This is a genomic window from Pseudorhodobacter sp. W20_MBD10_FR17 (assembly GCF_052119765.1).
Lineage (GTDB): Bacteria > Pseudomonadota > Alphaproteobacteria > Rhodobacterales > Rhodobacteraceae > Pseudorhodobacter.
The window spans coordinates 70353-97350 of record NZ_JBGQOQ010000012.1 but is presented as its reverse complement, the minus strand read 5'-3'; the positions used below and the strand labels follow the sequence as shown (position 1 = coordinate 97350).

Sequence of the window (26998 nt, the reverse complement as noted above, 5' to 3'; positions counted from 1 at the left end):
CATGTTACGTATATCAGATATCAGCTATTCCGTCGAAGGCCGCCCGCTGCTTGTGGGCGCTTCTGCAACGATTCCTACCGGTCATAAGGTTGGCCTTGTCGGCCGCAATGGCGCAGGCAAAACCACGCTGTTCCGGTTGATCCGGTCAGAGCTGGCGCTGGAGGGCGGCGACATTTCCATGCCCGCCCGCTCTCGCATCGGTGGCGTGGCGCAAGAGGTGCCGTCGTCTTCGACCACCCTGCTGCAAACCGTATTGCAAGCCGATACCGAGCGCGAATCCCTGTTGGCCGAGGCTGAAACCGCCACCGACCCGCATCGCATCGCCGAAGTGCAGGCCCGCCTGAACGATATCGACGCATGGTCTGCCGAAGGGCGGGCAGCTTCGATCCTGAAAGGTTTGGGCTTTGATTCCGAGGCGCAGCAGCGCCCTTGTTCCGATTTCTCGGGCGGTTGGCGGATGCGTGTGGCATTGGCCGGCGTGCTGTTTGCCCAGCCTGATTTCCTGCTGCTCGATGAGCCTACCAACTATCTGGATTTGGAAGGCGCGTTGTGGCTGGAAAGCTATCTTGCCAAATACCCGCATACCGTGATCATCATTTCGCACGACCGCGGCCTGCTGAACCGCGCCGTTCAGGGCATTTTGCACTTGGATGAGAAAAAGCTGACCTATTGGAACGGCCCTTACGACCAATTCGCCCGCCAAATGGCCGAACGCCGTGCGGTGCTGCAAGCCGAGGCGAAAAAGCAAGAGGCCCGCCGCGCACATTTGCAGTCGTTTGTGGACCGTTTTAAGGCCAAGGCGTCCAAGGCCGTGCAGGCGCAAAGCCGCGTAAAAATGCTGGAGAAAATGGAAACCATCACGCCGCCCGAAGAGGCGCGCAAACAGGTTTTCACCTTCCCTGAACCTGAAGAGCTGTCGCCGCCGATCATCAACATTGATGGCGCCTCTGTGGGCTATGACGGCAAGCCGATTCTGCGCAATCTTTCCCTGCGTATTGACCAAGATGACCGCATCGCATTGCTAGGCCGCAACGGCGAAGGAAAGTCTACACTTTCCAAGCTGTTGGCAGGCAAACTTAAACCGATGTCTGGCACGATGACGCAAAGCAGCAAGCTGCGCATCGGCTATTTTGCGCAGCATCAGGTTGACGAGCTGTTCATTGATGAAACCCCGTTGCAGCACCTTCAACGCATGCGCCCCGCCGAGGGGCAACCGCGTTTGCGTGCCCGTTTGGCAGGCTTTGGCTTGCTCGCGGATCAAGCCGAAACGGTTGTTGGCAGGCTTTCGGGTGGTCAAAAAGCGCGTCTATCACTGCTGCTGGCCACATTGGACGCGCCACATCTATTGATTTTGGACGAACCGACAAACCACCTTGATATGGAAAGCCGCGAGGCGCTGGTCGAGGCGCTGACGCAGTATTCCGGTGCGGTTGTTCTGGTCAGCCATGATATGCACCTGCTCGGGCTGGTCGCAGACCGGCTGTGGCTGGTCAAAGGCGGCGCGGTTATGCCGTATAACGAAGACCTTGAGGCCTATCGCAAGCAGCTTTTGGCTGGTGATGAGACCACCAAACCCGCCAAAGTGGTTGAAAAGCCCAAAAAGGCCAGCCGCGATGAGGTGATGGCCCTGCGCGCTGACGTGCGCAAATGCGAAGATCGCATGACCAAGCTGAACGATATGCGCGACAAGTTGGCGAAGAAACTGGCAGATCCCGCGCTCTATGAACCCGAACGTCTGGGCGAAATGGAGACATGGCAAAAGAAATACGCCGAGGTGATGGAAGGCTTGGACCGCGCCGAAGCCATGTGGCTGAAGGCACAAGAAAAGCTGGAGAGTGCAGCGTAGTTACGAATTTTCGTCGAAAATTCTAATTTTTCTACGAAAAATCGTAGTTAGGTATTTGAGCCAAGCTGAAAGCAAGCAACAGTACGCTGACCTAATGGGGAGTATTTCGTGGAGACGGCATTCTTAGTTACTGCCTTTGCAACGCTTTTCGTCGTGATCGACCCGCCGGGCCTGATCCCGATGTTCATTGCGCTAACGCCCGGTATGACAGCGGAACGTCGGCGCGAGATCGGTTTGCGTGCATGCTTAATCGCCATTTGTATCCTGACGCTGTTTGGCCTTTTGGGCGAGGCAGTCCTCGGGTTCATTGGCATTTCCATGTCTGCTTTTCGCATCGCTGGGGGGATTTTGCTGTTTCTGACAGCGCTCGACATGTTGTTCGAACGTCGCACACAGCGCCGCGAAGGCCAAGCCACCGTGCATGACCATGACCCTTCGGTCTTTCCTATCGCGATTCCGCTTATCGCAGGTCCTGGTGCTATTGCCACAATGATCCTTTTGGTCGGCGAGGCCGGAAGTTGGCAAGGCACCCTTGCGGTGCATGTGGTGATGATTGTGGTCGTTCTGATGGCATTTTTGCTGTTTCTGATCGCAGGCCCCTTGGAACACGCTCTGGGCCGGACCGGTACCGTTGTCATCACCCGCTTGTTGGGCATGCTGCTGGCCGCCCTTTCCGTTCAGTTTGTCATTGATGGCATTATTGGCACCGGGTTGATCGGCTAGGCACGCGGCCCCATATCAAACCAGTACAAGCGGAGCCCGTACAAGTGGAGAACGTGATGGATGGTGAGATTTTTGGGCGTATGCTGTACTTGGGCATTATAGTCGTCGCGGTTGGCAGCTATCTGCTGGTCGAATTTCGGGGCCGTATGGGCCAGATGATGCGCGGCTTGATGTCTTGGGGCTTGATCATCGTTGGCCTCATGGCTGGCTATGGCTTGTGGCATGATATGGGTGGACAGTTCTCACCGCACCAAACCATTGCTGCCCAAGGCGAGGTTACGCTGCCCCGCGCGCGCGATGGCCATTATTATCTTATGCTAGATATCTCTGGTCAGCCTATTCAGTTCATGGTTGATACAGGTGCAACATCGGTTGTTTTGACACGCGACGATGCCAAAAAGCTCGGGATAGATCCTGACACCCTCGTCTATCTTGGGACCGCCCAAACCGCCAATGGCATCGTGCGCACGGCCCGCGTGACCTTGGATGATGTGCGTTTGGGCGATTTCACCGACCCCACGTTGAAAGCCTATGTCAATGATGGGGATATGGGCGGCTCGCTTCTCGGTATGGATTATTTAGGCCAGTTTCGCATTGAAATAGCCGAAGACCGCATGGTCCTGCGTCGCTAACTCAATTGAGAAAAATGGTGCACCCAGCTGGATTCGAACCAGCGACCTCTGCCTTCGGAGGGCAGCGCTCTATCCAGCTGAGCTATGGGTGCCAATAGCGCTTAGGTAGCGAAAGGCGGGCAGAGTTGCAACGGCTTATTTGACCAAAATCAGCCAAATAACTCGTGACAAAACTCCAGCGCATCAACCAGCTTATCCGTCTCTTCAACCGTGTTATACATCGCGAATGAGGCGCGGCAGGTGGCGCCTACGCCCAAATGTTCCATCAGGGGCATGGCGCAATGTGTGCCCGCGCGCACCGCGATACCACGTTTGTCGAGGATGGTTGAAATGTCATGCGCGTGGGCGCCGCCTTGCAAAGTAAAGCTGAAGATAGCCCCTTTGCCTGCCGAATTGCCCTGCACGTTCAACCAATTAAGTCCCGCCAACCGATCGCGCGTATAGTCGCGCAACTGGCGTTCATGCGCGGCAATCGCTTGCATGCCGATGCTGGTCATATAGTCCAGCGCCACACCCAAACCGATTTGCTGAATGATGCCGGGGGTGCCTGCCTCAAACTTCATCGGTGCGTCGTTATAGACCACGGCGTCGCGCGTCACCTCACGGATCATGTCGCCGCCACCAAGGAACGGCCGCATCTCTGCCATCCGCTCAGCGCGAATATACATCGCGCCCGATCCCGATGGGCCGTAGAGTTTATGCCCCGTAATCGCGTAAAAATCGCAGCCAATCGCTGCCACATCCACAGGCATATGCACCGCAGCTTGTGACCCATCAACCAAGGTCGCCACCCCACGCGTCCGCGCCGCTTGGCAAATGTTTGTCACATCAACGACCGTGCCGGTCACGTTTGACATCTGCGTCACGGCCACCAGCTTGGTGCGCGGCCCAATCGCGTCAATCACAGCCTGCGGGTCGAGGTCGCCATTGGCGTCACACTCGACCCATTTCAAAACAACGCCCAGACGTTCGCGCAAGAAATGCCACGGCACGATATTGGCGTGATGCTCTAGCACCGACAGCACAATCTCATCCCCCGCCTGAAAGCGCTGTGCGGCCCAAGCATAGGAGATCAGGTTGATGCCCTCGGTCGCCCCCGTGGTGAACACAATCTCATGCTCGGACCCTGCATTCAAAAACCGTGCGACCTTGCCGCGCACGGCCTCATACTTATCTGTCGCTAGGTTAGAAAGATAGTGTAACCCGCGGTGAACATTGGCATATTCATGGGCATAGCCTTGGGTGATCGCATCAATCACCACCTGCGGCTTTTGCGCCGAGGCGCCGTTATCCAGATAGACCAGCGGCTTATCATTAACCTTGCGGGCCAGAATCGGAAAGTCGGCTCGAATGGCTTGCACGTCAAACATGGGTCAGGCTCCTACAGGCGCGCCGACCAGCAGCGCAAACACAAAGGCAAGCACGAAAGAAAGCACGATTAGCGTTAGCACAATGCCGAAAAACACCAGTCCAAGGCTGCGAAACCCGTGCAGCTCGGCGATGAAATTGGTCAGCAACCACAGAAATAAGACCAGCCCAAATACGCCCAGCATCGCCGCCGCCGCAGGCACCAGCGCCTCAACCACAAGCTGCAAAACCTGCACACAGAGCAAGATGAACTGCAACCAAGCCACAAGCACAACCGCGCCTTGAAGGCTGCCCGTGCCGCCACGCAAGCGCCCGAGTTTATGGATCGCATGGACCGAAATCAGTAAAATCACCCATTGCAGCATCGCCGTGCGCATTGGGCTGCCCATCGCGGCACCCCAAAAATCCTGCGCCTCCTGCGGCATCATCGCAAAGCTGATATGGGTCAGCAGGGTTGAGCCAATCGCCATCAGCATTAGCGCCAGCCAGCCGACAGAGGCCGCGAAGCCCATGTTCAACACCGCCGCTGCACCTGCGCGGGGCGCCGCAATCGTTTCGCGCACCATGCGCAGCAAAAAGCTTGGGGTCAGCTCCATTTACCGTTCCGCCTCTGTCAAATTCACAATCCAAAAGGCCAAAAACGCCACGCCTGTAACACTTGTTACCGCCAGCAGCGCCGGCCCCGGCCCGATCATCCCTTTGACCAAACCGAGCAGCAACATCAAAGGGCTAACCGTGACCAACGCCCAAAACAACGCAAGCCGTGCGCCGTAATGGTCTCCCTGCCCGCCCAAGAGTTTGGCAATCCAATGGCCGATAGCGGCCAGCAAATACCACACCGGAATAAACGCCAACATCCCCATGCCAATCGCCAGCATCTGCGCCGAAATCGGCATCTCGGGTGTGTAAAACGCGTTGCGGCTGGCGCCCGGCCATTGCGCCACAAAGGCCACAATCATAAAGGCCACAAGCAACGAAAAGGCCCAAGGCTCGGACCGCCCTCGCGATAAATGCGACCGTATCACTTGGCGCGGGCTGCGCCAAGCGCGCACGATATCCGTGGTCACAGGCATTTTGGGTTACTTTCCTTCATGCCGATCCAGCCAGCCTTCCATCCGCAAGCGAATGTCTTCTGCAAGGGTCTCATCCTCAATCTCGGCAATCGCTTCGGCCAAGAATGCCAAAACCAGCAGGCTTTGCGCCGCCCGCTTTGGCACGCCGCGCGATTGCAGATAAAACAGCGCCGTTTCATCAATCGCGCCCGAGGTGGACCCGTGGCTACAAATCACGTCATCGGCGTAAATTTCAAGCTCGGGCTTGGCCAGAAACTGGCTGTCATCGTCCAGCAGCAAGGATTGGCTAATTTGATAACCATCGGTTTTCTGCGCGCCAGCCTTGACCAAAATCTTGCCCTGAAACACACCGACTGCGCCGTTTTTCAGAACCTTCTTAAACACTTGGCGGCTTTCGCAACGCTCGGCATCATGGGTCACGAACACCGTGTCATCATGGTGGAACGCGCCATCACCGACGCAGGCACCGGCCACATGCGCCACGGCATCATCGCCCAGAAACTCGATAATAGCCTCGTTGCGCGTCAGCAGGCCGTTCATCGACAGGGTAAAGCTTTTGAACAAAGTGTTCTCGGCCAAACGCGCGAAAATATGGGTCAGAAGTTGCTTGCCATGCGACCGGCCCTGAGGGCGAATATGGTGCAATTTGCCGCCCGCTTCGACCTGCGCTTCCATAACGATATTACTGCGCGCGCCTGAAATTCCGGTTTCCAGAATGGTCAGCTCTGCGCCACTCTCAACCTTAATGCAGTGGTGTAATATCGCATCAGAAGTCTTTGAATTTTGTAGATAAGATATATGAAGCGGCTTGGGCGCAGTGCCCGTCACCCGGATCAGAAGCCCTTCGGTTGCAAAGGCCGTATTCAACGCGGCCAGTGGGCGCGGCACAGGCGATTGGCCAGCGGTTTCCAACGTGCCGTACAGCGCGCTTGCCCAATGAATATCTTGCGCGCCCGCTTGTGACAAAAGCGTAATTTCGACACCGGCAAGCTCTGGCTTATCAGATGCCTCGGCATCGAAAACGCCATCGACAAATACAAGGCGCACCTTGTCTTGGCCTGTGAAAATAGGGTTTTCAACGCGCAAAGCATTTGATTCGGCTGCCGCAACCGCATTAAACAGCGCTGGGTCGGTATAGCGCCAATATTCATCACGCCGACCGGGCAAGCCCATGGCTTGCAAACGCGCCAAGGCGGCTTTGCGTGCCGATGCTGCAAAGCCGCCAGTGGGCAGCTCTACCGTGGCAAGTTTTGCGTCAAGCGCATCACTTTTGGCCTCCGCCAGTTTTTGCTGCTGGGCCATTACACCACCTCAGCCAGAATATCCGCATAGCCGTTTTGCTCAACTTCCAGCGCCAGTTCCGGTCCGCCGGTTTTCACAATCCGACCATTTGCCATGATATGCACGACATCAGGTTTAATATGGTCCAGAAGCCGTTGATAATGCGTGATAACTAGGAAAGACCGCCCCGCATCGCGCAGCGCGTTCACGCCCTCGGACACCAGTTTCATCGCATCGACATCAAGGCCCGAGTCTGTTTCATCCAAGATGCACATCTTGGGCTCGAGCATTGCCATCTGCAAAATCTCGTTGCGCTTTTTCTCACCGCCCGAAAAGCCGACATTCACAGGGCGTTTCATCATCTCGGCGTCGATTTGCAGCGCCTTGGCCTTTTCGCGCACCAACTTCAGGAAGTCACCGGCCGAAACCTCATCCTCGCCGCGCGCTTTGCGCTGTGCGTTCACGGCTGTGCGCAGGAACGTCATGTTACCTACGCCCGGAATCTCTACAGGGTATTGAAATGCCAAGAAAAGCCCTGCCGCAGCGCGCTCTTCTGGCTCCATGTCCAACAGTTCAGCGCCTTCAAGCGTGGCCGACCCATCGGTCACCTCATACCCGCCCTTGCCCGACAGCACATAAGACAATGTCGATTTGCCCGACCCGTTCGGCCCCATGATCGCATGCACTTCACCAGACCCGATTTTCAGGTCGACCCCTTTCAGGATAACCTTATCTTCTTCTTCAAGTTTGACGTGCAGGTTCTTGATTTCCAGCATTTTTTCCTCGTTCTCATTCCGTAGGCCATTGGCCAAAACTCTAATTCGCAGAAAGCTGCCAACCCGAAAGCATCAGCGTGTTTCGGGGGGGCAAGCTATGGCTTTGTTAGCCAACCGATCCTTCAAGCGAGATAGCGACCAGCGCCTGCGCTTCCATCGCAAATTCCATCGGCAAGGACTGCAACACCTCTTTGCAGAACCCGTTCACAACCAGCGCCACGGCCTCTTCCTCATCCATCCCACGCGAACGGCAATAGAACAGCTGGTCATCATCCACCTTGCTGGTCGTAGCCTCATGCTCAACACGGCTGGAATTGTTCTTGACCTCAATATACGGCACCGTATGCGCCCCACATTTGTCACCAATCAGCAAGCTGTCGCATTGGGTATAGTTACGTGATTCCTTGGCCTTAGGATGCATACTTACCAAACCACGGTAAGTGTTCTGCGCACGGCCCGCTGAAATCCCCTTAGACACAATCCGCGATTTTGTGCGCTTGCCCAGATGGATCATCTTGGTGCCGGTATCGGCCTGCTGCGCATTATTGGCAATCGCGATTGAGTAAAACTCACCCTGCGAGTCATCACCGCGCAAGATGCAGGACGGATATTTCCAAGTGATCGCCGACCCCGTTTCCACCTGCGTCCACATTACTTTGGCACGGTCACCACGGCAATCGGCCCGCTTGGTGACAAAGTTGAAAATCCCGCCAACGCCGTTTTCATCGCCCGGATACCAGTTTTGCACCGTGGAGTACTTCACCTCGGCATCTTCCAAGATCACGATCTCAACCACAGCCGCGTGCAGCTGGTTGGTATCGCGTTTCGGCGCGGTGCAACCTTCAAGATAGGACACATATGCACCCTTATCACAGACAATCAACGTCCGCTCAAACTGCCCTGTATTTTCAGCATTAATCCGGAAATAGGTGCTCAATTCCATCGGGCAACGTGTGCCCGGCGGGATGTACACAAAGGACCCATCGGAAAACACAGCCGAGTTCAGCGTCGCAAAGAAGTTATCCGTCTGCGGCACGACCGAACCGATGTATTTCTTAACCAATTCTGGATGCTCGCGCACCGCCTCGGAAATGGAACAGAAAATCACGCCCGCCTTGGCCAGTTCCGCCTTGAACGTTGTGCCCAAAGACACCGAGTCAAAGACCGCATCCACAGCCACTTTGCGCGGCTCGTCGGCACCTTCAACACCAGCCAGAAGCATCTGTTCTTGCAGCGGAATCCCCAGCTTGGCATAGGTCGCCAGCAGCTTTGGGTCCACCTCATCCAGCGACTTCGGCTTCACCTCCATGCTCTTGGGTTTGGCATAGTAATAGATGTCTTGGTAATCGATTTTGGGGTAATTCAGCATAGCCCACTCAGGCTCGACCATCTCAACCCAGCGGCGATACGCGGTCAGGCGCCACTCAAGCATCCACTCCGGCTCTTCATTCTTGGCCGAAATCAGACGCACGATGTCTTCATTCACGCCTTTGGGCGCAAATTCCATTTCAATGTCGGTTTCCCAGCCATGCACATAGGTGCCGGCCATCGCGTTCACGGTTTCAACCGTCTCGCGGTCCACGCCGTCGCGCACTTCGGTTTCCAGCTTTGGCATCGCCGTCATCTCGGTCTCTCCTTGCCGGGCCATTGCCCGCATCCGTCAGCCCCGCCTTGCGCGGTGCATGTTATAATGTTTTGCCCAGGTCTCTGCAAAGCGCAGAACCATCTCTTCTGTCACGCCTGGCCCTATTGATATCCGCACAGCCGAGGCGGCCAGCACGTCATCAAACCCCATGCTGCGCAAAACGCGGCTTGCCCGCACTTTGCCCGAGGAACAAGCAGACCCCGCCGAAATGGCAAAACCAGCAAGGTCCATCTGCATCACCTGAGTCTCACCCTTCCAACCGGGGGCGATCAGGCATAAAGTATTCGGAAGCCGCGCAGCGCCTTTCCCGACAAAAATAGTATCTTTTGTCAGGGCAGACAATGCCTTTTCTAGAATATTTCTAAACTGGCCGATTTCTTCCCATACGCCATTTGCCAAATCCCGTGCCGCCGCCTCGGCAGCTGCGCCAAAACCGGCAATGCCAATGATGTTTTCGGTGCCTGCGCGGCGGCCCATTTCCTGCCCGCCACCCTTAATTTGTGCAGGTATATCCAGGCCCTGCTTTAAGGCGACAGCGCCGACACCCTTAGGCCCGCCCAGCTTATGCGCAGAAACCAGCCCCGCATCGCAGCCCAACCAGTTAAATGCCAGCGGCACCTTGCCAAAAGCCTGCGTCAGGTCGGATACCGCCAATCCCTGCGGTAAGTCTTGCAAAATCCCTGTCTCGGAATTGGCCATCTGTACGGCCGCGACTGCCGGATCAGGGACCGCAACCTGCCCTAAACCATCCACTGCCAAATCAGCCACGCACCAACTCGTCACCGCATCATGCTCAACATCTGCACAGTGCAAACCCCGCCCCGCACAGGCCAGCACCGCCCCTTCGGTCGCAGATCCGACAAACACAATATCGGCACCCTCGGCCCCAAGCGCCGCCGCAACCTGCCCGCGCGCCCTTTCAACCAGTGATTTCGCCGCACGCCCCTCGGCATGCACCGACGAAGGATTGCCCACAACATCCATCGCCGCAATCATTGCCGCCCGCGCCTCGGCCCGCAAAGGCGTGGTCGCATTCCAATCCAGATAGACCCGTGCCATCACGTCAAACCCATATCATCTGTTTAAAAATATCCTCAGGGGGTGAGGGGCGACGCCCCGAGGGGGCGCGAGCGCCCCCTTTTCCCCTATTCCTCATCAACCACCGCAAACAGTGCTGGCACCGCTGGGCATGGCTTCATCTCATTGCGGATCACATCCGACAGCCGCGTCTGGTGCAAAAACACATAGACCTGTGCCGAAAGCCCCTCCCACAAACGGTTGCTCAGCGATTGCGCACGGCTGCCAGAAACCGCGCCCGATGCCCCAGCCCCCGAGTGCATCGCGCTGACGTTTTCCTCGACGGCCTGCATAATATCGCTCATCCGAATGTCCGATGCGACACGCGCCAAGCGATACCCGCCCCCCGGCCCGCGCATTGCCTCAACCAGCCCCGCACGGCGCAGCTTTACAAACAGCTGCTCCAGATAGGGCAACGAGATATCCTGCCGCTTGGAAATCTCGGCCAAGGAGACCAGCGCCTCGGCATCAGCCCCGTCTTTACCCGCTGCCAAGGCCAAATCGCACAAGGCCACAACGGCGTACCGCCCTTTTGTCGATAATTTCACGGCCTATTCCCCCTAAATATCACCCAACCACGCAGATCGCACATCATTCTCTGCCCATTTCGCAGAAGTTTCCAACCAAACACATTGACCTGCACCGATGGGGCGCTTAACTCAACATCAACTGCAGGCCGCCAATGGCCTGTTTTGAACCGTTCTAAATATGCAAGCCAGCTTTGTCCACAAAGCCGCTGCAGGAAAGTGACAAGGCGAAACCGATGCCCGAAGTAATTTTTGCAGGCCCAGAAGGCCGCCTCGAAGGCCGTTACCACCCGCAAAAAGAACGCGACGCGCCGCTGGCCATCGTTTTGCACCCGCACCCACAATTTGGCGGCACGATGAACAACAAGGTTGTCTACAACCTGCATTACGCGTTCTACAAAATGGGCTTTACCGTCCTGCGCTTTAACTTTCGCGGCGTGGGCCGAAGCCAAGGCGAATATGACCAAGGCATTGGTGAGCTGTCAGATGCCGCCTCGGCGCTCGATTACTTGCAATCGATGAACCAAAACTCCAAGCATTGCTGGGTTGCAGGCTTTTCATTCGGCGCGTGGATCGGGATGCAACTGTTGATGCGCCGCCCCGAGATCACCGGCTTCATCTCGGTAGCCCCCCCCGCCAACATGTATGACTTTTCGTTCCTTGCGCCCTGCCCGGCCTCGGGCCTTGTGATTAACGGCACCGCCGACAAGGTTGCACCGCCCAAAGATACGGTTAACCTCGTGAACAAATTGCACGAGCAAAAGGGTATCACCGTCACGCATACCCAAATTGAGGGTGCGGATCACTTCTTCAAAGACGAAGAAGCGCATATGAACCCGATGATCGACCATGTCACAGGCTATGTAAAACGCCGCATCACCGAGCAATCTAGATGAGCATTGTCGAAGATCTTGCTGATGGCCTTGCCAAGACCACTTTGGAGGCGATGGATCACATCGACGATGATCGCTTTTACGACCAAGTTAGCCGGGTGATCGGGGCATCCTCGCCCACTTTGCAAGAGGCATTTATGACGGCCATCCGCGTGCGTTTGGCCGAACGCCGCGGCCGAGAGTATGTGTCCAAGGCGCTGGCCGCTGCCAAATCCGGCAGTGCCGCGCCAAAGGCGCCAGCCGATTTTGGCGCGGGTGGCCATTGACCCAAGCGGCACACCATCTCGACGCGCAATTTGCCTTTTTGAATGAGGCAGACCGGCTAAAATCGGTGTTGAGGGCCAATTTTTTGCTTGACGATGCGCGCGCTGAAAACAGTGCCGAACACAGTTGGCACGTGGCGCTTTGGGCGCTGGTTTTTGCAGATACGGCACCGGCTGGCACCGATATTTCGCGCGCGATTTCAATGCTTTTGCTGCATGACCTGGTAGAGATTGACGCAGGCGACCATCCGATCCACCTGCCAAACTCGGGCCAAGCCTTGGCCGAGGAAAAAGCTGCCAAGCGGCTTTTTGGCTTGCTGCCGCAGGGGGCCTTTGAGGCCCTGCATCCGCTCTGGCTGGAATTTGAGGCGGGCAAAACCGCCACGGCACGTTTTGCCAAGGCCGTTGACCACACGCAGCCGCTTTTTCAGGTGCTGTTTTCGGCCAATCCGCGCGCCGATCATATTGAAATCGTTCGGCAAAATCTGGCCTCAGGCCGTGCCTCGGATCTAGCCACGCGCTGGCCTGATGCCCATGCTGCGGCAACTGTGATGCTGGCGGGCGAACCCTTGCCACCCTCCGCCTTTCGCCAATGCCTTACGTTTCTGGCCGAGGCTGACGCTCTAAAATCCGTCAACCGCGCCACCACACTTTGCGATGCCTCGCGCCGCGAAAACTCGGCCGAGCATTCGTGGCACATCGCGCTTTATGCGTTGATTTTGGCCGATCAAGCCTCGAGCGATGTCGACCTGCCGCGCGTGATCCAGATGCTGTTGCTACATGATCTGGTGGAAATCGACGTCGGCGACGTGCCCTTGCACTCGGCCAATGGCGCGGCGCATTCCGCGTCTAACATTCTGGCCGCCGAGGCAGAGGCGGCTATTAGAATTTTTGGACTATTGCCCAATGACTTGGGCAAAGATCTTCATGTAATGTGGCAAGAGTTTGAGGCCAACCTTACCCCGAGCGCCCAATTCGCCAAAAGTCTGGATCGGGTGCAACCCGTGATGCAAAATATCCAATGCGGCGGTGGCTCTTGGGTTGAATACAAGGTCACTTTTGACCAGCTCGAATCTCGTGTTGGCCAAAAGGTCGCAAATGGTGCGCCGCGACTTTGGCCCTATGTGCGCAACCGCTGCCTGAAATTCTTCGAATAGTAGATGCTTCGCTTTGTATACCATCGTATACAAAGCTGGCCAACGCCTTATAGTTCTGGTAAGCTTAGGAAAATCCGAATCTCCTAACCCAAAAGGCCTGGCACATGAGCAAGATCAAAGTCACAAACCCGATTGTTGAACTCGACGGCGATGAAATGACCCGGATCATCTGGGATTTTATCAAGCAAAAATTGATTCTGCCCTATCTTGATGTCGATCTTAAGTATTACGACCTCGGGATTGAGGAACGTGACCGCACGAATGACCAAATCACCATCGACGCGGCCAATGCGATCAAAAAATACGGCGTAGGCGTGAAATGCGCGACCATCACCCCTGATGAAGGGCGGGTCGAAGAATTCGGCCTGAAACAAATGTGGCGTAGCCCGAATGGCACGATTCGCAACATCCTCGGCGGTGTGATTTTCCGCGAACCGATCATCTGCCAAAACGTGCCGCGCCTTGTGCCGGGCTGGACGCGCCCCATCGTTGTTGGCCGCCACGCCTTTGGCGACCAATACCGCGCCACCGATTTCCACTTTCCGGGCGCAGGCAAGCTGACAATGAAATTCGTGGGCGAAGACGGCACCGTGATTGAAAAAGACGTGTATTCCGCTGATTCTGCTGGTGTTTACATGGGCATGTATAACCTCGACAGCTCAATCATCGACTTTGCGCGCTCATCCTTGAACTATGGTTTGCTTAAGGGCTGGCCGGTGTATCTCTCGACTAAAAACACCATCCTTAAGGTCTATGATGGCCGCTTTAAGGACTTGTTCCAAAAGGTTTATGAGGAAGAGTTCGAAGAGCAATTCAAAAAGGCGGGCATTTATTACGAACACCGCCTTATTGATGACATGGTGGCAAGTGCGATGAAATGGTCGGGCGGCTATGTCTGGGCCTGCAAAAACTATGACGGCGATGTGCAATCTGATACCGTGGCCCAAGGGTTTGGCTCGCTTGGCCTGATGACATCCGTGTTGATGACCCCCGATGGCAAAACAGTTGAGGCCGAGGCAGCGCATGGCACCGTCACCCGCCACTACCGCCAGCACCAAGCCGGCAAGGAAACCTCGACCAACTCGATCGCGTCGATCTATGCATGGTCGGGCGGGCTAAAGCATCGCGCCAAGCTGGATGACAACGTAGAACTTGCGAAATTTGCGGCGACTTTAGAAAAGGTCACGGTGGCCTGTGTCGAAGACGGTCATATGACCAAGGATTTGGCGTTGCTGGTTGGCCCCGATCAAAAGTGGCTCACCACGATGGGCTTTTTGGAGAAAGTTGATTCCTATTTGAACAAAGCCCTGAAGGGCTAAGGGCGCGCACACCATCGGGGGCCGCCCCCCGATGGCCAACTTTAGGCTGGCACGCGAAACAAGAAATCATTGCGTGCCAGCCGCTCGGCCACATAGCCGAACCCGGCCAAATAATCTGCCGTTTCGGCAAATGCATCGTCGCGCTGTAACAATTCCACCCAGATTTCTGGCTTGCGCGCGGCCAAGATACCCGCAGCCCCTTGCAACACTGACATTTGCATCCCTTCGACATCGACCTTTAGCAGGTCAAGCATCGCCACATCGTCGGGCGTCAAGACGGCATCCCGTGCGACCATTGGCACCGTTCCAGTCGGGTCCGCCGCAAAGGACGTGCCGCCAAGGTTGCGAATGTTGAACGCGGTCATCGCGCCCATCCCCGTTGCTGCACCAACCAAGACCTGATGGGCCTGCACACGCCCCTCCAACCCGTTCAAGGTGATATTTTTGCGCAACGTCGCGAAACAATGGGCCTGCGGCTCGAACGCAATCACCCGCCCCGCGCCCATCAGAACCCCAAAGAAAACCGTTTGATTCCCAATATTTGCGCCAATATCACAGACCAAAGACTGCGGCCCGACAAGCCCCAAGGCCTGCACACGCGACAAAATTTTGGCCTCATAAAACCCACGAGTTTGAACGATCACGCCTTGCACAAAATCATCGGCAGCGTCGGGCAGGCTCATCACAATCCGCTTCATATCAGCCGTGTTAAACCGCAAGATATGCCCGTCTTCAAGCAAGGCCACGCGCTGCAAATGCAGTTGCGCGTTCATCACCTTTAACATTTCATCCATCGTGTCACGCAGCCCAGCAAGCGATGCAGCAAGGGCATGATCGGGCAAAGGCGCGGGCGGTTTTGGCATCTGGGCTCCAGTCTACGGTCTCAAATTATGCGTGGGTCTTTGTGGCCTGTGGCGGCCATACAGGTCAAACCCCATCGCCAATCTGTTGCAAATTTCACGGCTCAACCGCACAAAAGGCCATGCGATGCGACTAAAACGCATCAATTGCCAAGGTTCCTCTGGCCTTTCCGGCCCACCTGCGGTATGGCCCGCCAACCCTAATGATTTGAAAAAGAGACACCTCCGATGGAGCTTCGCAACATCGCCATTATCGCGCACGTCGACCATGGCAAAACCACTCTCGTCGATGAGCTGCTGAAACAATCCGGCACCTACCGCGACAACCAAGCCACAACCGAACGCGCGATGGACAGCAATGACATTGAACGCGAGCGTGGGATCACCATTCTGGCCAAGGCAACGAGCGTTGAATGGAAAGGCATCCGCATCAACATCGTTGATACCCCCGGCCACGCCGATTTCGGCGGTGAGGTTGAGCGTATCTTGAACATGGTAGACGGCGTTGTTTTGCTGGTTGATGCCGCCGAAGGCCCGATGCCACAAACCAAATTCGTGACCTCGAAAGCTTTGGCTCTTGGCCTGCGCCCGATCGTGGTGCTGAACAAGGTTGATAAGGCCGATGCTGAACCAGACCGCGCGCTGGACGAATGTTTTGACCTCTTCGCCAACCTCGGCGCAGATGATAACCAACTCGACTTCCCGCATCTTTACGCCTCCGGCCGTTCCGGCTGGTGCGATGCCGAGCTGGACGGTCCACGCAAAGACCTCGACGCGCTGTTTGACCTGGTTATCAAGCACGTTCCCGCGCCGACACAGGTTGCCAAAGCTGCCGAGCCTTTCAAAATGCTGGCAACGACCCTGTCCGCCGACCCCTTTATCGGCCGCATCCTGACTGGCCGTGTCGAATCTGGCACGCTGAAAGTGGGCGAGCAAATCAAGGCGCTGTCCCGCACGGGCGAGAAAATTGAACAGTTCCGCGTAACCAAGATACTCGCGTTCCGCGGTCTTGGCCAACAGCCGATCGAAGAAGCCGTTGCTGGCGACATCGTCACCATTGCAGGCATGACCAAAGCAACCGTTGCCGACACGCTCTGCGATATGTCGGTTGAGGAAGCAATTGAAGCCCAGCCTATCGATCCGCCGACCATCACCGTGACCTTTGGCATCAACGACAGCCCGCTGGCTGGCAAAGATGGCAGCAAGGTTCAGTCGCGCATCATCCGCAAGCGTTTGATGGATGAGGCCGAAACCAACGTCGCGATCAAAATCGCCGACACCCCCGGTGGTGAAGCGTTCGAAGTATCGGGCCGTGGCGAACTTCAGATGGGCGTGTTGATTGAAAACATGCGCCGCGAAGGTTTTGAGCTTTCGATCTCGCGCCCTCGGGTTATCTTCAAAGACGAAGATGGCGTGCGGATGGAGCCTGTGGAAGAAGTCACCATCGACGTGGATGATGAATATTCGGGCGCCGTTATCGAAAAGCTGACCGGTGAGCGCAAAGGCGATCTGGTTGAGATGAAACCGGCTGGCGTTGGCAAAACCCGCATCGTGGCCCATGTGCCATCGCGCGGCTTGATCGGCTATCATGGCCAGTTCCTAACCGATACCCGAGGCACAGGCGTTTTGAACCGCTTGTTCCACGGCTGGACCCCACACAAAGGCCCGATCCAAGGCCGCCGCCAAGGTGTTCTGATTTCCATGGAAAACGGTACTTCGGTGTCTTACGCGCTGTGGAAACTGGAAGATCGTGGTAAATTCTTTATCGGCGCACAAGAAGCCGTTTACCAAGGCATGATCCTTGGCGAACACTCACGCGACAACGATCTGGAAATCAACCCGCTGAAAGGCAAACAGCTGACCAACGTGCGCGCGTCGGGCACCGATGAAGCTGTTCGTTTGACAACGCCCGTGCGCATGTCACTGGAAGAGTCGATTGCCTATATCGCAGATGATGAATTGGTCGAAGTCACGCCCAAAAACATCCGCCTGCGCAAACGCTTCTTGGACCCCCATGAGCGTAAGCGTCAGTCGCGTTCGGCATAAAATAGGAAAGCCCGCTCAGTTGAGCGGGCTTTTTTTATGTGCAATTCTTTTGAAAAGGCTATTGCCCCACAAAGCCAACGGCAGCGCCCTGCATCACATCAAAATTCAGCACATTAAAAACCCCAAAGGCGGTGTCCACTCCGTTAAATTGGCCTTCCCAACGACGAAATCCCGCATTGCTGCCCACTTCCTTGGCCCCATTCAGCTTGGCCAAATACGGCTTGCCTATCTCGAGCGCGAAATCCACAGGCATTTTTGCAGCGCTGACAATACAGCGTGGGCTAGAGGATTTCCCCGCATTGGTCGCTGCAACCGCGCGAAACCCGTTTTGCGTATAAAGATGCATGCCGGCCTGAATGCCATGATAGCGCCACCCCGCGGCCTTTAAGGCATCCTTGGCTTTGGACCCATCTGGATAGGTTTTAGCGCAAATACTCAGGGCCGTTTTGGCCGCATCCCAATTTGCATCTGCCTTGGCAGCCATCGGCAGGCACAGGCCAACCCAAGCAATAACCACGATCATTACTCTTGATAAAGTCAACATTACTCTTCCCTTTCAACTTATTAAGGCCAATCCAGCCATTTCTAAGTTGAAAGAGATTACGCAGCAATAGCCTTGACTACTGGCGAGAATGGCTCCATCAGCACGCCCTCCCCGTCAAACGTACAAAACGTGCCCGGCGGTACCAGTTGCCAATCATCCTCATCGGTCTCAAGCGGTTCCGATACCACCGCGCGGCCCTGATGCGTCACCGACCAGCGGTGATAGAGCGTTGGCGCATGGTCATCGCTGGCATAGCGAACGGCATAAAGTTTCTCGCCATCCGAAAACGCGGCGGTCAGGCGGATATGTGGCGCGGTGCCCAGCTCTCGGCTCAACGCCTCAAACTGTGCCGTGGCCCGCTCCATTGCGCCGCGCGGATCGTCGTTCAACCCTTCAGATAGGGCCACCAAAAACAGCGCTTCACTATCCGTGGCCCCACGTCGTTCGCCGTAATAGGCGTCCGGTATCATCATATCTCCTGCGCGGCGAAAATTTTCAAACCCGCCAATTTGGCCATTATGCATGAATGACCATTGCTTAGAGGTAAACGGATGGCAATTGTTCCGGCTTGTGGCCGTACCAGTCGACGCCCGCACATGAGACAAAAAGAGCTTTGATCGCACCTGCCGTACAAGGCTTTTCAAATTCGGGTCCGACCATGCGGGCGATACATCGCGGTACTGCCCCGGCTCGGCCTGCTCTCCATACCACGCCAAGCCAAACCCGTCGGCATTGATCGCCGTTTTGCATTCGGTCGCGCAATGGCTTTGATGGATGAGTGAGTGGCGAGGGCGGCTGACCACCTCTTCCAAGAAAATCGGTTTGCCAATGTAGGCGGCCCAACGGCACATAATGTCACCCTTCTGCTCAGGCGCGGTCTGATGCTGCGCTTATGCTGCCAGTATAGCGTAAAGAATGTGTGGATAAAGGGGGGCGGCTCGATGGCCGTCAAAAATTTAAAAAGGGGCAAAGGTATTTCACCTTCACCCCTTCAACATCTTAGCGAAGCCGCATCAGGCGAGGCTTAGTCCGCCTCTTCCAGCACCATCAAATCACGCACGCTGGCACCCTTTGCATGGGCCAAGGCTGCCCGATATTCCGCCGAATGATAGCAGGCTACACCAGCCTCAAGGCTTGGAAAGCGAGCCACCACATTACGGGGCCGATCCTTGCCTTCCAGCTGAACATAGCGTCCGCCACGGGCCAAAAACACGCCCCCATGCGCGGCAATCGCCGGTCCGGCAAGGGTTGCATATTTCCCATAAGCTTCCGGGTCAGTGACCTCAACATGTGCAATCCAAAGTGCTGTCGGCATCTTATTTCCCCTCCAAAATCGCTTCAACGGCCGCAATCGCCGCCTCGGCGCCAGCAATGTCAACGCCGCCAGCCTGCGCCATATCGGGCCGCCCGCCGCCGCCTTTGCCGCCCAAAGCAGCCGCCGCCGCCTTGACCAAATCAACGGCAGAAACCTTGTCCGTCATATCCTCGGTCACACCTGCAGCCACCGCAGGCTTGGCACCGGTATCGGCAATCAGCAGCACCGCGCCAGATCCGATCCGCGCTTTCATCTCATCAATCAGCCCCGGCAAATCCTTGCCCGAAACTCCTGTCAAAACCTGCGCAATCAGCTTTACGCCGTTGATTTCTTTGGCCTCTGGTCCCGCAGCCGAGCCCCCCATCGCCAGCTCACGGCGCAATTGCGCGACTTCATTTTCCAGCTTGCGGCGCTCGTCAAGCAAGGCCTTCGCCCGACCAGACAGCTCTGCCGGCGTGGTTTTCAGCACGGCTGAAATGTCCGAAAGATGGCCAAGCTGCTCTTTCAGATAAGCCAACGCGCCCTCACCAGTCAGCGCTTCGATCCGCCGAACGCCTGCCGAGGATGCCGAATCCCCAAGCAAGATAAACAACCCAATCTCGCCCAAACGGCCAACATGGGTGCCGCCGCACAGCTCTAGGCTATAGGTTTTGCCGTCCGCACCCTTACCCGAACCGTCGAGCAAGCCCATGGAAACCACGCGCACCTCATCACCGTATTTCTCGCCAAACAGGGCCTGTGCGCCCAATCCGCGGGCATCATCCGGCGTCATAATCCGTGTGTCTACAGCGCCATTTTGGCGAATATAGCTGTTCACCTCGGCCTCAACTTGCGCAAGTTCGGCAGTAGAAAGCCCTTGACCATGGCTGAAATCAAACCGCAACCGATCGGGCGCATTCAGCGACCCGCGCTGTGCCACATGATCGCCCAAGGCACGGCGAAGCGCCTCGTGCAGCAAATGTGTCGCCGAGTGGTTGGCGCGAATGGCGGCGCGGCGGGCGTGATCGACCGTCAAGCGCGCGCCTTGGCCTTTGGAAATCGTACCCTCAGTGACCTCGGCCAGATGGATAAACAGCCCCTGCCCTTTTTTGGTATCGGTGATCCGCGCCTTGCCGGTAGACGTGGTCAACACGCCTTCATCGCCAACCTGACCACCAGATTCCGCATAAAACGGGGTTTGGTTCAGGATGATCTGCACCGACTCGCCTGTGGCAACCTTGGTGACTTCGGCCCCCGTCGCGACCAGCGCCAGAACCTGCCCCTCAGCGGTTTCGGTATCATAGCCCAAGAATTCTGTGGCACCATGCGCCTCAGCCAAGTCATACCAGATCGCGGCATCCTTGGTTTCACCCGAGCCAGACCAGCTTGCGCGCGCTTTGGCTTTTTGCTCGGCCATTGCGGCCTCAAACCCAGACGTATCAACCGAGCGGCCTTTTTCACGCAGCGCATCTTGGGTCAAATCGAGCGGGAATCCGTAGGTATCATAAAGCTTAAACGCCGCCGCGCCCGGCAGGTTCGCGCCCTCGGGAATTTTTGACAGCTCATCATCCAGCAGCTTCAACCCACGATCAAGCGTCTGGCGGAAACGGCTTTCTTCCAGCCGCAGAGTTTCTTCGATCAGGGCCTGCGCGCGGCTCAGCTCGGGATAAGCTGCCCCCATTTGGCGCACCAATGCAGGCACCAAGCGGTGCATCACCGGATCTTGCGCGCCGAGTTGGTGAGCGTGGCGCATCGCACGGCGCATAATCCGGCGCAAAACGTATCCGCGCCCCTCATTCGACGGCATCACGCCATCGGCGATCAGGAACGAGGTCGAACGCAAATGATCGGCTATCACGCGGTGATGGGTTTTGCCGGGACCGTCTGGGTCCGAGCTGGTCGCATGGGCCGAAGCCTCAATCAGGCTGCGCATCAGGTCAGTGTCGTAGTTGTCGTGCTTGCCTTGCAGCAAAGCGCCGATCCGTTCCAGCCCCATGCCGGTATCAATGCTTTGTTTAGGAAGCGGCGTAAGGCTGCCATCGGCGTGCTGCTCGTTTTGCATGAAAACGAGGTTCCAGATTTCGATAAACCGGTCGCCATCTTCATCGGCCGAGCCAGGAGGGCCGCCCCAAATTTTATCGCCGTGGTCAAAGAAGATTTCAGTGCAGGGGCCGCAAGGGCCGGTTGGCCCCATCCGCCAAAAGTTATCATCGGTGGCAATGCGGATAATGCGATCATCCGATAGGCCTGCGACCTTTTTCCAAAGGTTCGCCGCCTCATCATCATTGTGATAGACGGTCACCAACAGCTTATCCTTGGGGATATCAAAATCGCGGGTCAGCAATTCCCATGCAAAGGGAATGGCGTCCGATTTGAAATAATCGCCAAAGCTGAAATTCCCCAGCATTTCAAAGAACGTATGGTGACGCGCGGTATAGCCCACGTTATCAAGATCGTTATGCTTACCGCCTGCCCGCACACATTTTTGCGCTGACGTTGCACGGACGTAATCGCGTTGCTCTACCCCAGTAAAGCAATTCTTAAACTGCACCATACCAGAGTTGGCAAACATCAACGTCGGGTCATTGCGCGGCACCAAAGGGCTGCTGTCCACGACGCGGTGGCCATTGCGATTGAAATAGTCAAGAAAAGTTGAGCGAATGTCGTTAAGCGATGGCATGCGAATGTCCCTTATCAGGCGAAGGATAGGTTTGACATTCGTTTAACGGGGTGCGGCCAGACTGTCCACAACACTGTGGCGCACAAAGCAAAAGGCCGAGGGTTTGATACCTCGGCCTGTGCTGAATTTACCGTAATTGCAGGATCAATCGTCAAGAACCGTTTCGCTAGAGCCGCCGTCTTCCATATGGAAATCGAGCCCGTGCGAGGCGCGGATTTTATCTTCGATCTCTTGTGCAATTCCGGGGTTGGTTTTCAGATAGGTTTTGGCATTTTCACGCCCTTGGCCAATCCGCTCATCCCCGTAAGAATACCAAGAGCCCGACTTCTCAACAATCCCAGCCTTCACGCCCAAATCAACCATTTCGCCGGTTTTAGAAATGCCTTCGCCATACATGATGTCAAATTCCACCTGCTTAAAGGGTGGGGCGACTTTGTTTTTCACAACTTTAACGCGGGTAGAGTTGCCAACAACCTCATCCCGGTCCTTGATTGCGCCGATCCGACGGATATCAAGGCGCACGGAGGCATAAAATTTCAACGCATTGCCGCCCGTCGTCGTTTCAGGGCTGCCGAACATCACGCCGATCTTCATCCGGATCTGGTTGATGAAAATAACCATACAATTGCTGCGGCCGATCGAGGCCGTCAGTTTGCGCATTGCTTGGCTCATCAAACGCGCTTGCGATCCCATCTGCATATCGCCCATATCGCCTTCGATTTCCGACTTTGGCACAAGGGCTGCAACCGAATCGACGACGATGATGCTGACAGCGCCCGAGCGCACTAGCGTATCCACAATTTCCAACGCCTGCTCGCCCGTATCGGGCTGGCTGATCAACAGCTCATCAAGGTTCACGCCAAGCTTTTTGGCATATTGCGGATCAAGCGCATGCTCGGCATCCACAAATGCGCAAACGCCGCCTTTTTTCTGCATTTCAGCAACCACATGCAGCGTCAAAGTGGTCTTACCCGAGCTTTCCGGCCCATAAATCTCAATAATCCGGCCTTGCGGCAAGCCGCCGATACCCAAAGCGATATCAAGCCCAAGCGAACCGGTCGAGGTCGCCTCTACATCCATCACCGCGTTCTCAGACCCGAGCTTCATAATAGAGCCCTTGCCAAATTGACGTTCAATCTGTGCCAATGCGCTTTCAAGCGCCTTTGCCTTATCCATCTCGCGTTTTCCGTTCAGATCTAGAAGGTTTGCCGTTGCCATGTCTTATGCCCCTTTATTTCACAGCCGCACAGCCGCGGCAATCTAGGTATTTGTTCCTGTGTTGTTCTCACATTTCTTGGGGAAAAACAAGAACATTTACGAAAGCTTTATACGTCCGGTAAAGTTGGCGGCGTGTTGCATCGTCATCCAATTCATAAACTGCGCGCGCCCGCCTATGGGTATTGCATACCGAGTATTGGTTAATGCTACGTAAACATCGGAAAGCTGAACATAAAGGCCCTCGGATATCCTATCAAAAACTATAGTGACCAGAGGCTTGGATAGACCGTCAGACCATAGGCGACTGAAAAGGCAGGTGACTTGCAGAGCTTTCAGGCGATATGATCCGAAAATCGAGAAGAACTTTACAGGCAAGAGGAATGCACATGTTAGTATTTTGGGATCAACGACTTGCATTTTTAGCGACCCCCAAGACAGGCTCCACAGCCATCGAATCTGCGTTGGAGCCGCTTTCTGCATTGGTCGTACAACGCCCTCCCATTCTAAAGCATACCTCGGTACAACGGTTTCATCGTTTTTTGGGCCCATACCTAGAAGTCGCCTCGGGCCACAGCTTTTCGGTCGCGGCCCTTATGCGTGAACCGTGTGATTGGTTGGGAAGCTGGTACAGATATCGCCAACGCGACGATGTTACGGACCCCGAAAAAAGCACGCTAAATGTTACGTTTGATGAATTTGTTGTCGCATATTGCTCTGAAAACCCGCCAGAGTTCGCGGCAGTCGGCTCTCAAGCGCGTTTTTTGAAATCGAGAAAAGATCGGGGCGTGGATCATTTATTCCGGTACGAAGACATAGGACAGTTTGTGACTTTCCTCGAGGATCGCTTGGGGTGTGAAATCACCCTGCCAAGGTTAAATGTTTCGCCAACGGCGTCCCTCACCTTGTCACCTAAAACCGAGACCCTCCTACACCACCATGCGGCGCAAGATTTTGAAATGTATTTAAATATTCAATAAACGTGAAATTATTCCTCAACCAGCCGAATCTGGTCCCCAGCATGAGCCGCTGCGGCAACTGCGGTTGTAGAGAGCTTCTTCAACCTGCTTAGACGCGAGCGGATCAGACACAAAAAAATACAAAACCCGTGAAGAACCCCGGCGAAACGAGTTCCCCTTCTCGGGCATGCTGTGCATACCCTGCAGGGCGGCGGGAGCACATCGAGTTATTCTACAACCCGCAGCGCAAACATGTTAGGAATGGAATGCTGTCACTGATCGCCTTCGAACAGCAGCAGAAACTGAAACTGCAAGGCGTCTAGCAAACTAGGGGCTATTCAAGCGGACAACGTCCCTGACACAGGGGGTCGCGTAGGATAATGTAACTAGTCTTCGGCAAACAGGGGGAGTACCCAGACCAAGTCCTATTGGAAACTTAAACTCTAATGCAACATTTGATCTTGAACCACAGATGCTAATTCAGTGAGTGAGAATGGTTTTGCTAAGAATACGGAATTTGGAATTCGCGCCTGTTTTTCTGAGAGACAGTCTTCTGCATAACCCGAGACAAAAACAACACGTACATTCGGCCGGTCGTGCAATGCTTTAGCTACCCACGCAGGGCCGTCCATGCCAGGCATAACAACATCCGTAACAAATACATCAACTTCCAGGGTTTCATCTTCCAGCGTTTTAAGCGCAACCTCAGCATTTTCTGCTTCAAGAACTGTGTAGCCGCGAAGCCGCAGCGCGCGTGATGCAAAGGCCCGCACAGGCGCCTCATCTTCAACAAGTAAAATCACACCTTCTGCTGATTGATTCAGGATAACCGAGTCTAGTTTTGGTTGTGCAGGCTTAGGAACATCGGCACCTGTATGAACAGGGAAATATAGAGTAAACGCCGATCCCTTATTAAGTGTACTATCGACAAAAACAAATCCACCAGATTGCTTTACAATTCCATAGACCGTCGAGAGACCTAGACCAGTTCCTTTTCCTACACCTTTCGAGGTGACAAAAGGTTCAAATATGCGTTCCAGCTGATCTTCCGCAATGCCACAGCCCTCATCTATCACTCGAATGACTGAATAGTCACCGGCGGGCATTGTGACACGCCCACGTGGCGTATCTTTATCAAGAGTGATTGTTTTGCTTTCAAGCCGGATGACGCCGCAGTCCTCCATCGCATCTCGGGCGTTGACCACGAGGTTCATAACAACCTGTTCTAATTGACGTTTATCCGCTCTGATCATTCCAAGATCAGGCGCCGATGTAAGTACTAGTTTCACTCTTTCGCCCACCAAACGATTTAAAAGGTGAGTCATGTCGGAAAGAACGTCTTCTAAATCAATAAGTTCAGGCTTCAAAGTTTGCTTTCGCGAAAACGCAAGCAATTGGCCAACAAGACTTGCGGCACGGTTTACGTTTTGATGAATTTGCACAAGATCCGCATATTCCGGATCAGCCTGCGTGTGGCGCAGCAATAACAGATCACAATGACCTGAAATTGCCGTCAGAAGGTTGTTGAAATCATGTGCAATCCCGCCTGCCAGCTGCCCAATCGCCTGCATTTTTTGGCTCTGTACGAATTGCGCCTCTAACGTTTTGAGCGCCGTGGCATCTTGTAAAATAGCAAGAACGCCCGACCGCCCGCTATCAACAATCCGTCTTAGGGAAACCTGAACAAATACATCGCCCCCCCCTTTGCGATGAAGCCTCATAACTTCTGTCGCTGGCCCCACTCTTTCTGCAAGAACATCATCCATCCAATCCGCGACAGACCTGCCCAAACCTTCAAATAGATCATGTATCGGGCGCATTTCGTCTTTGCCCAGACTTGTCAAATCTCGGGCTGCGGCGTTCACGGATCTCATTGTACCGTCAGCGCGGAATTTAATCATTGGGATAGGTAGATTTTCAAAATCGGCAACCGTTTCATTTCCGTCTGGGCGGTCATCAATGGGCAACAGGTAGATTTCGCGACGTTCACCCGCCCCGTTGATCTCGGCGAGAATAGCACGAACCGGCCCTTCAGCTGCGGCAACCAAAACCTCTTCGCCGGAATGCATAAACGGCGAATTAAATACTCGGTCTATCCGCTTGGGCCGCGAACCAAGCAACCGACGCATCGCCTCATTGGTGAAAAGAACAACACCGGTTTTGTTGACCACCATCATAGGAAGGCTAAGCATTTCGGCGCCGCGTCCAGCATGAGACCGTTCAACAAACTCTTCGAGGCGCCACAAGAAACGGCCAGTAGCGAACACATGAACCGAAAGGCGCGTATGACCATGGCGAGTCACGACATCCTCTCTTGCAGCGCCAGTATTTTTTGCGCGGCTTTGAAGCCGAAATAACACAGACGCCGGGCTCGCAAAATGATCGTTTAGCTTGGCAATCAGTGTTTCGCCTTTTGACGAGCCGAATCGCGCTTGCGCCGAGGTGTTCATATATAACACGTGGCCAAAATCATCCGTGGTAAAGCACGGCGTTGAATCTTTACCGACCAGCGCTTGTAAATCTTGGGTACGCCTGCGGTCCGCCCGGCTTGCCCCGAAAACAATCCCTCGAATAAGCACAACGAGCGCGGACAAGCTAACACCTGCAACAGTTGCGGCGTGCTGCGTGTTCGCATCGGGTGACAAAACGCCAATAACCAAACAGCCAAAAGCGGCTGCCAAAAGCAGCCAAGCCTTTGGGCCCAGCTCTTTTGCCGTTTTCGTCAGACTATGCTGAATATTCCCAGCTTCTGCCACAAGCATCTCCAACCATTGATTGCGTGTTCAACTGTAGACTGGAATTGATTAACCAGGCCTTAAC

General features: G+C 55.3%; 24 protein-coding genes, 1 tRNA gene and 1 pseudogene. 10 read left to right on the top strand and 16 right to left on the bottom strand.

Going from position 1 to position 26998, the window contains the following annotated elements:
• Position 1 precedes the first annotated feature (1 nt).
• The 3 genes from ACEN2J_RS10380 to ACEN2J_RS10370 all read left to right on the top strand — a co-directional run bounded on the left by ACEN2J_RS10380 (position 2) and on the right by ACEN2J_RS10370 (position 3201).
• Positions 2-1846, top strand: a complete 1845-nt coding sequence (locus tag ACEN2J_RS10380) for an ABC-F family ATP-binding cassette domain-containing protein (protein ID WP_442105595.1) — start codon at positions 2-4, stop codon at positions 1844-1846.
• A gap of 108 nt (positions 1847-1954) precedes the next feature.
• Complete coding sequence (locus ACEN2J_RS10375; RefSeq protein ID WP_442105593.1) at positions 1955-2569, top strand: MarC family protein; 615 nt, start codon at positions 1955-1957, stop codon at positions 2567-2569.
• 56 nt (positions 2570-2625) lie between these two features.
• Positions 2626-3201: a retropepsin-like aspartic protease family protein gene (locus tag ACEN2J_RS10370; RefSeq protein ID WP_442105591.1), complete on the top strand. Its 576-nt coding sequence runs from the start codon at positions 2626-2628 to the stop codon at positions 3199-3201.
• A 15-nt stretch (positions 3202-3216) separates the two neighbouring features.
• Here ACEN2J_RS10370 and ACEN2J_RS10365 read toward each other — a convergent pair.
• The 9 genes from ACEN2J_RS10365 to ACEN2J_RS10325 form a co-directional block, all read right to left on the bottom strand.
• Positions 3217-3293, bottom strand: a tRNA-Arg gene (locus ACEN2J_RS10365).
• 57 nt (positions 3294-3350) lie between these two features.
• Positions 3351-4571: a cysteine desulfurase gene (locus ACEN2J_RS10360; RefSeq protein WP_442105589.1), complete on the bottom strand. Its 1221-nt coding sequence runs from the start codon at positions 4569-4571 to the stop codon at positions 3351-3353.
• A gap of 3 nt (positions 4572-4574) precedes the next feature.
• Positions 4575-5165, bottom strand: a complete 591-nt coding sequence (locus tag ACEN2J_RS10355; protein ID WP_442105587.1) for a Yip1 family protein — start codon at positions 5163-5165, stop codon at positions 4575-4577.
• Positions 5166-5642 (bottom strand): Yip1 family protein, encoded by a 477-nt coding sequence (locus tag ACEN2J_RS10350; RefSeq protein ID WP_442105585.1) that lies wholly within the window; start codon positions 5640-5642, stop codon positions 5166-5168.
• Between the two features lie 6 nt (positions 5643-5648).
• The gene (locus ACEN2J_RS10345; RefSeq protein ID WP_442105629.1) at positions 5649-6926 is read right to left on the bottom strand and encodes a SufB/SufD family protein; all 1278 of its coding nucleotides are present in this window, start codon (positions 6924-6926) and stop codon (positions 5649-5651) included.
• 17 nt (positions 6927-6943) lie between these two features.
• Complete coding sequence (sufC, locus tag ACEN2J_RS10340) at positions 6944-7699, bottom strand: Fe-S cluster assembly ATPase SufC (RefSeq protein WP_442105583.1); 756 nt, start codon at positions 7697-7699, stop codon at positions 6944-6946.
• Positions 7700-7805: 106 nt separating this feature from the next.
• Positions 7806-9347, bottom strand: coding sequence for a Fe-S cluster assembly protein SufB (gene sufB, locus ACEN2J_RS10335; RefSeq protein WP_442105581.1), 1542 nt, complete (start codon positions 9345-9347; stop codon positions 7806-7808).
• A gap of 12 nt (positions 9348-9359) precedes the next feature.
• Positions 9360-10403 (bottom strand): cysteine desulfurase family protein, encoded by a 1044-nt coding sequence (locus ACEN2J_RS10330; protein ID WP_442105579.1) that lies wholly within the window; start codon positions 10401-10403, stop codon positions 9360-9362.
• 86 nt (positions 10404-10489) lie between these two features.
• Complete coding sequence (locus ACEN2J_RS10325) at positions 10490-10969, bottom strand: Rrf2 family transcriptional regulator (protein WP_442105577.1); 480 nt, start codon at positions 10967-10969, stop codon at positions 10490-10492.
• Between the two features lie 215 nt (positions 10970-11184).
• Here ACEN2J_RS10325 and ACEN2J_RS10320 point away from each other — a divergent pair, with 215 nt between their 5' ends.
• The 4 genes from ACEN2J_RS10320 to ACEN2J_RS10305 all read left to right on the top strand — a co-directional run bounded on the left by ACEN2J_RS10320 (position 11185) and on the right by ACEN2J_RS10305 (position 14580).
• Entirely contained in the window at positions 11185-11844 is a 660-nt protein-coding gene (locus ACEN2J_RS10320) for an alpha/beta hydrolase (RefSeq protein ID WP_442105575.1), read from the top strand.
• Positions 11841-12107, top strand: a complete 267-nt coding sequence (locus ACEN2J_RS10315) for a hypothetical protein (RefSeq protein ID WP_442105573.1) — start codon at positions 11841-11843, stop codon at positions 12105-12107. Before ACEN2J_RS10320 ends, ACEN2J_RS10315 begins: the two co-directional genes overlap by 4 nt.
• Positions 12104-13261: an HD domain-containing protein gene (locus ACEN2J_RS10310; protein WP_442105571.1), complete on the top strand. Its 1158-nt coding sequence runs from the start codon at positions 12104-12106 to the stop codon at positions 13259-13261. Before ACEN2J_RS10315 ends, ACEN2J_RS10310 begins: the two co-directional genes overlap by 4 nt.
• A gap of 104 nt (positions 13262-13365) precedes the next feature.
• Positions 13366-14580, top strand: a complete 1215-nt coding sequence (locus tag ACEN2J_RS10305; RefSeq protein WP_442105569.1) for an NADP-dependent isocitrate dehydrogenase — start codon at positions 13366-13368, stop codon at positions 14578-14580.
• A gap of 41 nt (positions 14581-14621) precedes the next feature.
• Here ACEN2J_RS10305 and ACEN2J_RS10300 read toward each other — a convergent pair whose 3' ends face one another.
• Positions 14622-15443 (bottom strand): FkbM family methyltransferase, encoded by an 822-nt coding sequence (locus ACEN2J_RS10300; RefSeq protein WP_442105567.1) that lies wholly within the window; start codon positions 15441-15443, stop codon positions 14622-14624.
• 225 nt (positions 15444-15668) lie between these two features.
• Here ACEN2J_RS10300 and typA point away from each other — a divergent pair, with 225 nt between their 5' ends.
• Complete coding sequence (gene typA, locus ACEN2J_RS10295) at positions 15669-17486, top strand: translational GTPase TypA (RefSeq protein WP_442105565.1); 1818 nt, start codon at positions 15669-15671, stop codon at positions 17484-17486.
• A 58-nt stretch (positions 17487-17544) separates the two neighbouring features.
• Here typA and ACEN2J_RS10290 read toward each other — a convergent pair whose 3' ends face one another.
• The 5 genes from ACEN2J_RS10290 to recA form a co-directional block, all read right to left on the bottom strand.
• Positions 17545-18030: a hypothetical protein gene (locus ACEN2J_RS10290; RefSeq protein ID WP_442105563.1), complete on the bottom strand. Its 486-nt coding sequence runs from the start codon at positions 18028-18030 to the stop codon at positions 17545-17547.
• Positions 18031-18086: 56 nt separating this feature from the next.
• Positions 18087-18881: a class II glutamine amidotransferase gene (locus ACEN2J_RS10285; RefSeq protein WP_442105561.1), complete on the bottom strand. Its 795-nt coding sequence runs from the start codon at positions 18879-18881 to the stop codon at positions 18087-18089.
• 173 nt (positions 18882-19054) lie between these two features.
• Entirely contained in the window at positions 19055-19345 is a 291-nt protein-coding gene (locus tag ACEN2J_RS10280) for a DUF1330 domain-containing protein (RefSeq protein ID WP_442105559.1), read from the bottom strand.
• A 1-nt stretch (position 19346) separates the two neighbouring features.
• Complete coding sequence (gene alaS, locus ACEN2J_RS10275) at positions 19347-22004, bottom strand: alanine--tRNA ligase (RefSeq protein WP_442105557.1); 2658 nt, start codon at positions 22002-22004, stop codon at positions 19347-19349.
• Positions 22005-22148: 144 nt separating this feature from the next.
• Entirely contained in the window at positions 22149-23222 is a 1074-nt protein-coding gene (gene recA / locus ACEN2J_RS10270; RefSeq protein ID WP_442105555.1) for a recombinase RecA, read from the bottom strand.
• Between the two features lie 386 nt (positions 23223-23608).
• Here recA and ACEN2J_RS10265 point away from each other — a divergent pair, with 386 nt between their 5' ends.
• A complete protein-coding gene (locus tag ACEN2J_RS10265; protein WP_442105553.1) occupies positions 23609-24199 on the top strand; it encodes a hypothetical protein in 591 nt (196 codons plus the stop codon).
• Positions 24200-24210: 11 nt separating this feature from the next.
• Positions 24211-24501 (top strand): annotated as a pseudogene (locus ACEN2J_RS10260) (hypothetical protein); the annotation flags it as partial.
• A 120-nt stretch (positions 24502-24621) separates the two neighbouring features.
• Here the strand turns inward: ACEN2J_RS10260 and ACEN2J_RS10255 are convergent.
• Entirely contained in the window at positions 24622-26934 is a 2313-nt protein-coding gene (locus ACEN2J_RS10255) for an ATP-binding response regulator (RefSeq protein WP_442105551.1), read from the bottom strand.
• Positions 26935-26998 lie beyond the last annotated feature (64 nt).

Excerpts from the sequence above, each read along its gene's own strand:
- ACEN2J_RS10380 (WP_442105595.1), top strand. The coding sequence starts at position 2 with ATGTTACGTATATCAGATATCAGCTATTCCGTCGAAGGCCGCCCGCTG.
- ACEN2J_RS10370 (WP_442105591.1), top strand. The coding sequence starts at position 2,626 with ATGGATGGTGAGATTTTTGGGCGTATGCTGTACTTGGGCATTATAGTC.
- ACEN2J_RS10360 (WP_442105589.1), bottom strand. The coding sequence starts at position 4,571 with ATGTTTGACGTGCAAGCCATTCGAGCCGACTTTCCGATTCTGGCCCGC.
- ACEN2J_RS10355 (WP_442105587.1), bottom strand. The coding sequence starts at position 5,165 with ATGGAGCTGACCCCAAGCTTTTTGCTGCGCATGGTGCGCGAAACGATT.
- ACEN2J_RS10350 (WP_442105585.1), bottom strand. The coding sequence starts at position 5,642 with ATGCCTGTGACCACGGATATCGTGCGCGCTTGGCGCAGCCCGCGCCAA.
- sufC (WP_442105583.1), bottom strand. The coding sequence starts at position 7,699 with ATGCTGGAAATCAAGAACCTGCACGTCAAACTTGAAGAAGAAGATAAG.
- sufB (WP_442105581.1), bottom strand. The coding sequence starts at position 9,347 with ATGGCCCGGCAAGGAGAGACCGAGATGACGGCGATGCCAAAGCTGGAA.
- ACEN2J_RS10330 (WP_442105579.1), bottom strand. The coding sequence starts at position 10,403 with ATGGCACGGGTCTATCTGGATTGGAATGCGACCACGCCTTTGCGGGCC.
- ACEN2J_RS10320 (WP_442105575.1), top strand. The coding sequence starts at position 11,185 with ATGCCCGAAGTAATTTTTGCAGGCCCAGAAGGCCGCCTCGAAGGCCGT.
- ACEN2J_RS10315 (WP_442105573.1), top strand. The coding sequence starts at position 11,841 with ATGAGCATTGTCGAAGATCTTGCTGATGGCCTTGCCAAGACCACTTTG.
- ACEN2J_RS10305 (WP_442105569.1), top strand. The coding sequence starts at position 13,366 with ATGAGCAAGATCAAAGTCACAAACCCGATTGTTGAACTCGACGGCGAT.
- ACEN2J_RS10300 (WP_442105567.1), bottom strand. The coding sequence starts at position 15,443 with ATGCCAAAACCGCCCGCGCCTTTGCCCGATCATGCCCTTGCTGCATCG.
- typA (WP_442105565.1), top strand. The coding sequence starts at position 15,669 with ATGGAGCTTCGCAACATCGCCATTATCGCGCACGTCGACCATGGCAAA.
- ACEN2J_RS10290 (WP_442105563.1), bottom strand. The coding sequence starts at position 18,030 with ATGTTGACTTTATCAAGAGTAATGATCGTGGTTATTGCTTGGGTTGGC.
- ACEN2J_RS10285 (WP_442105561.1), bottom strand. The coding sequence starts at position 18,881 with ATGTGCCGTTGGGCCGCCTACATTGGCAAACCGATTTTCTTGGAAGAG.
- ACEN2J_RS10280 (WP_442105559.1), bottom strand. The coding sequence starts at position 19,345 with ATGCCGACAGCACTTTGGATTGCACATGTTGAGGTCACTGACCCGGAA.
- alaS (WP_442105557.1), bottom strand. The coding sequence starts at position 22,004 with ATGCCATCGCTTAACGACATTCGCTCAACTTTTCTTGACTATTTCAAT.
- recA (WP_442105555.1), bottom strand. The coding sequence starts at position 23,222 with ATGGCAACGGCAAACCTTCTAGATCTGAACGGAAAACGCGAGATGGAT.
- ACEN2J_RS10265 (WP_442105553.1), top strand. The coding sequence starts at position 23,609 with ATGTTAGTATTTTGGGATCAACGACTTGCATTTTTAGCGACCCCCAAG.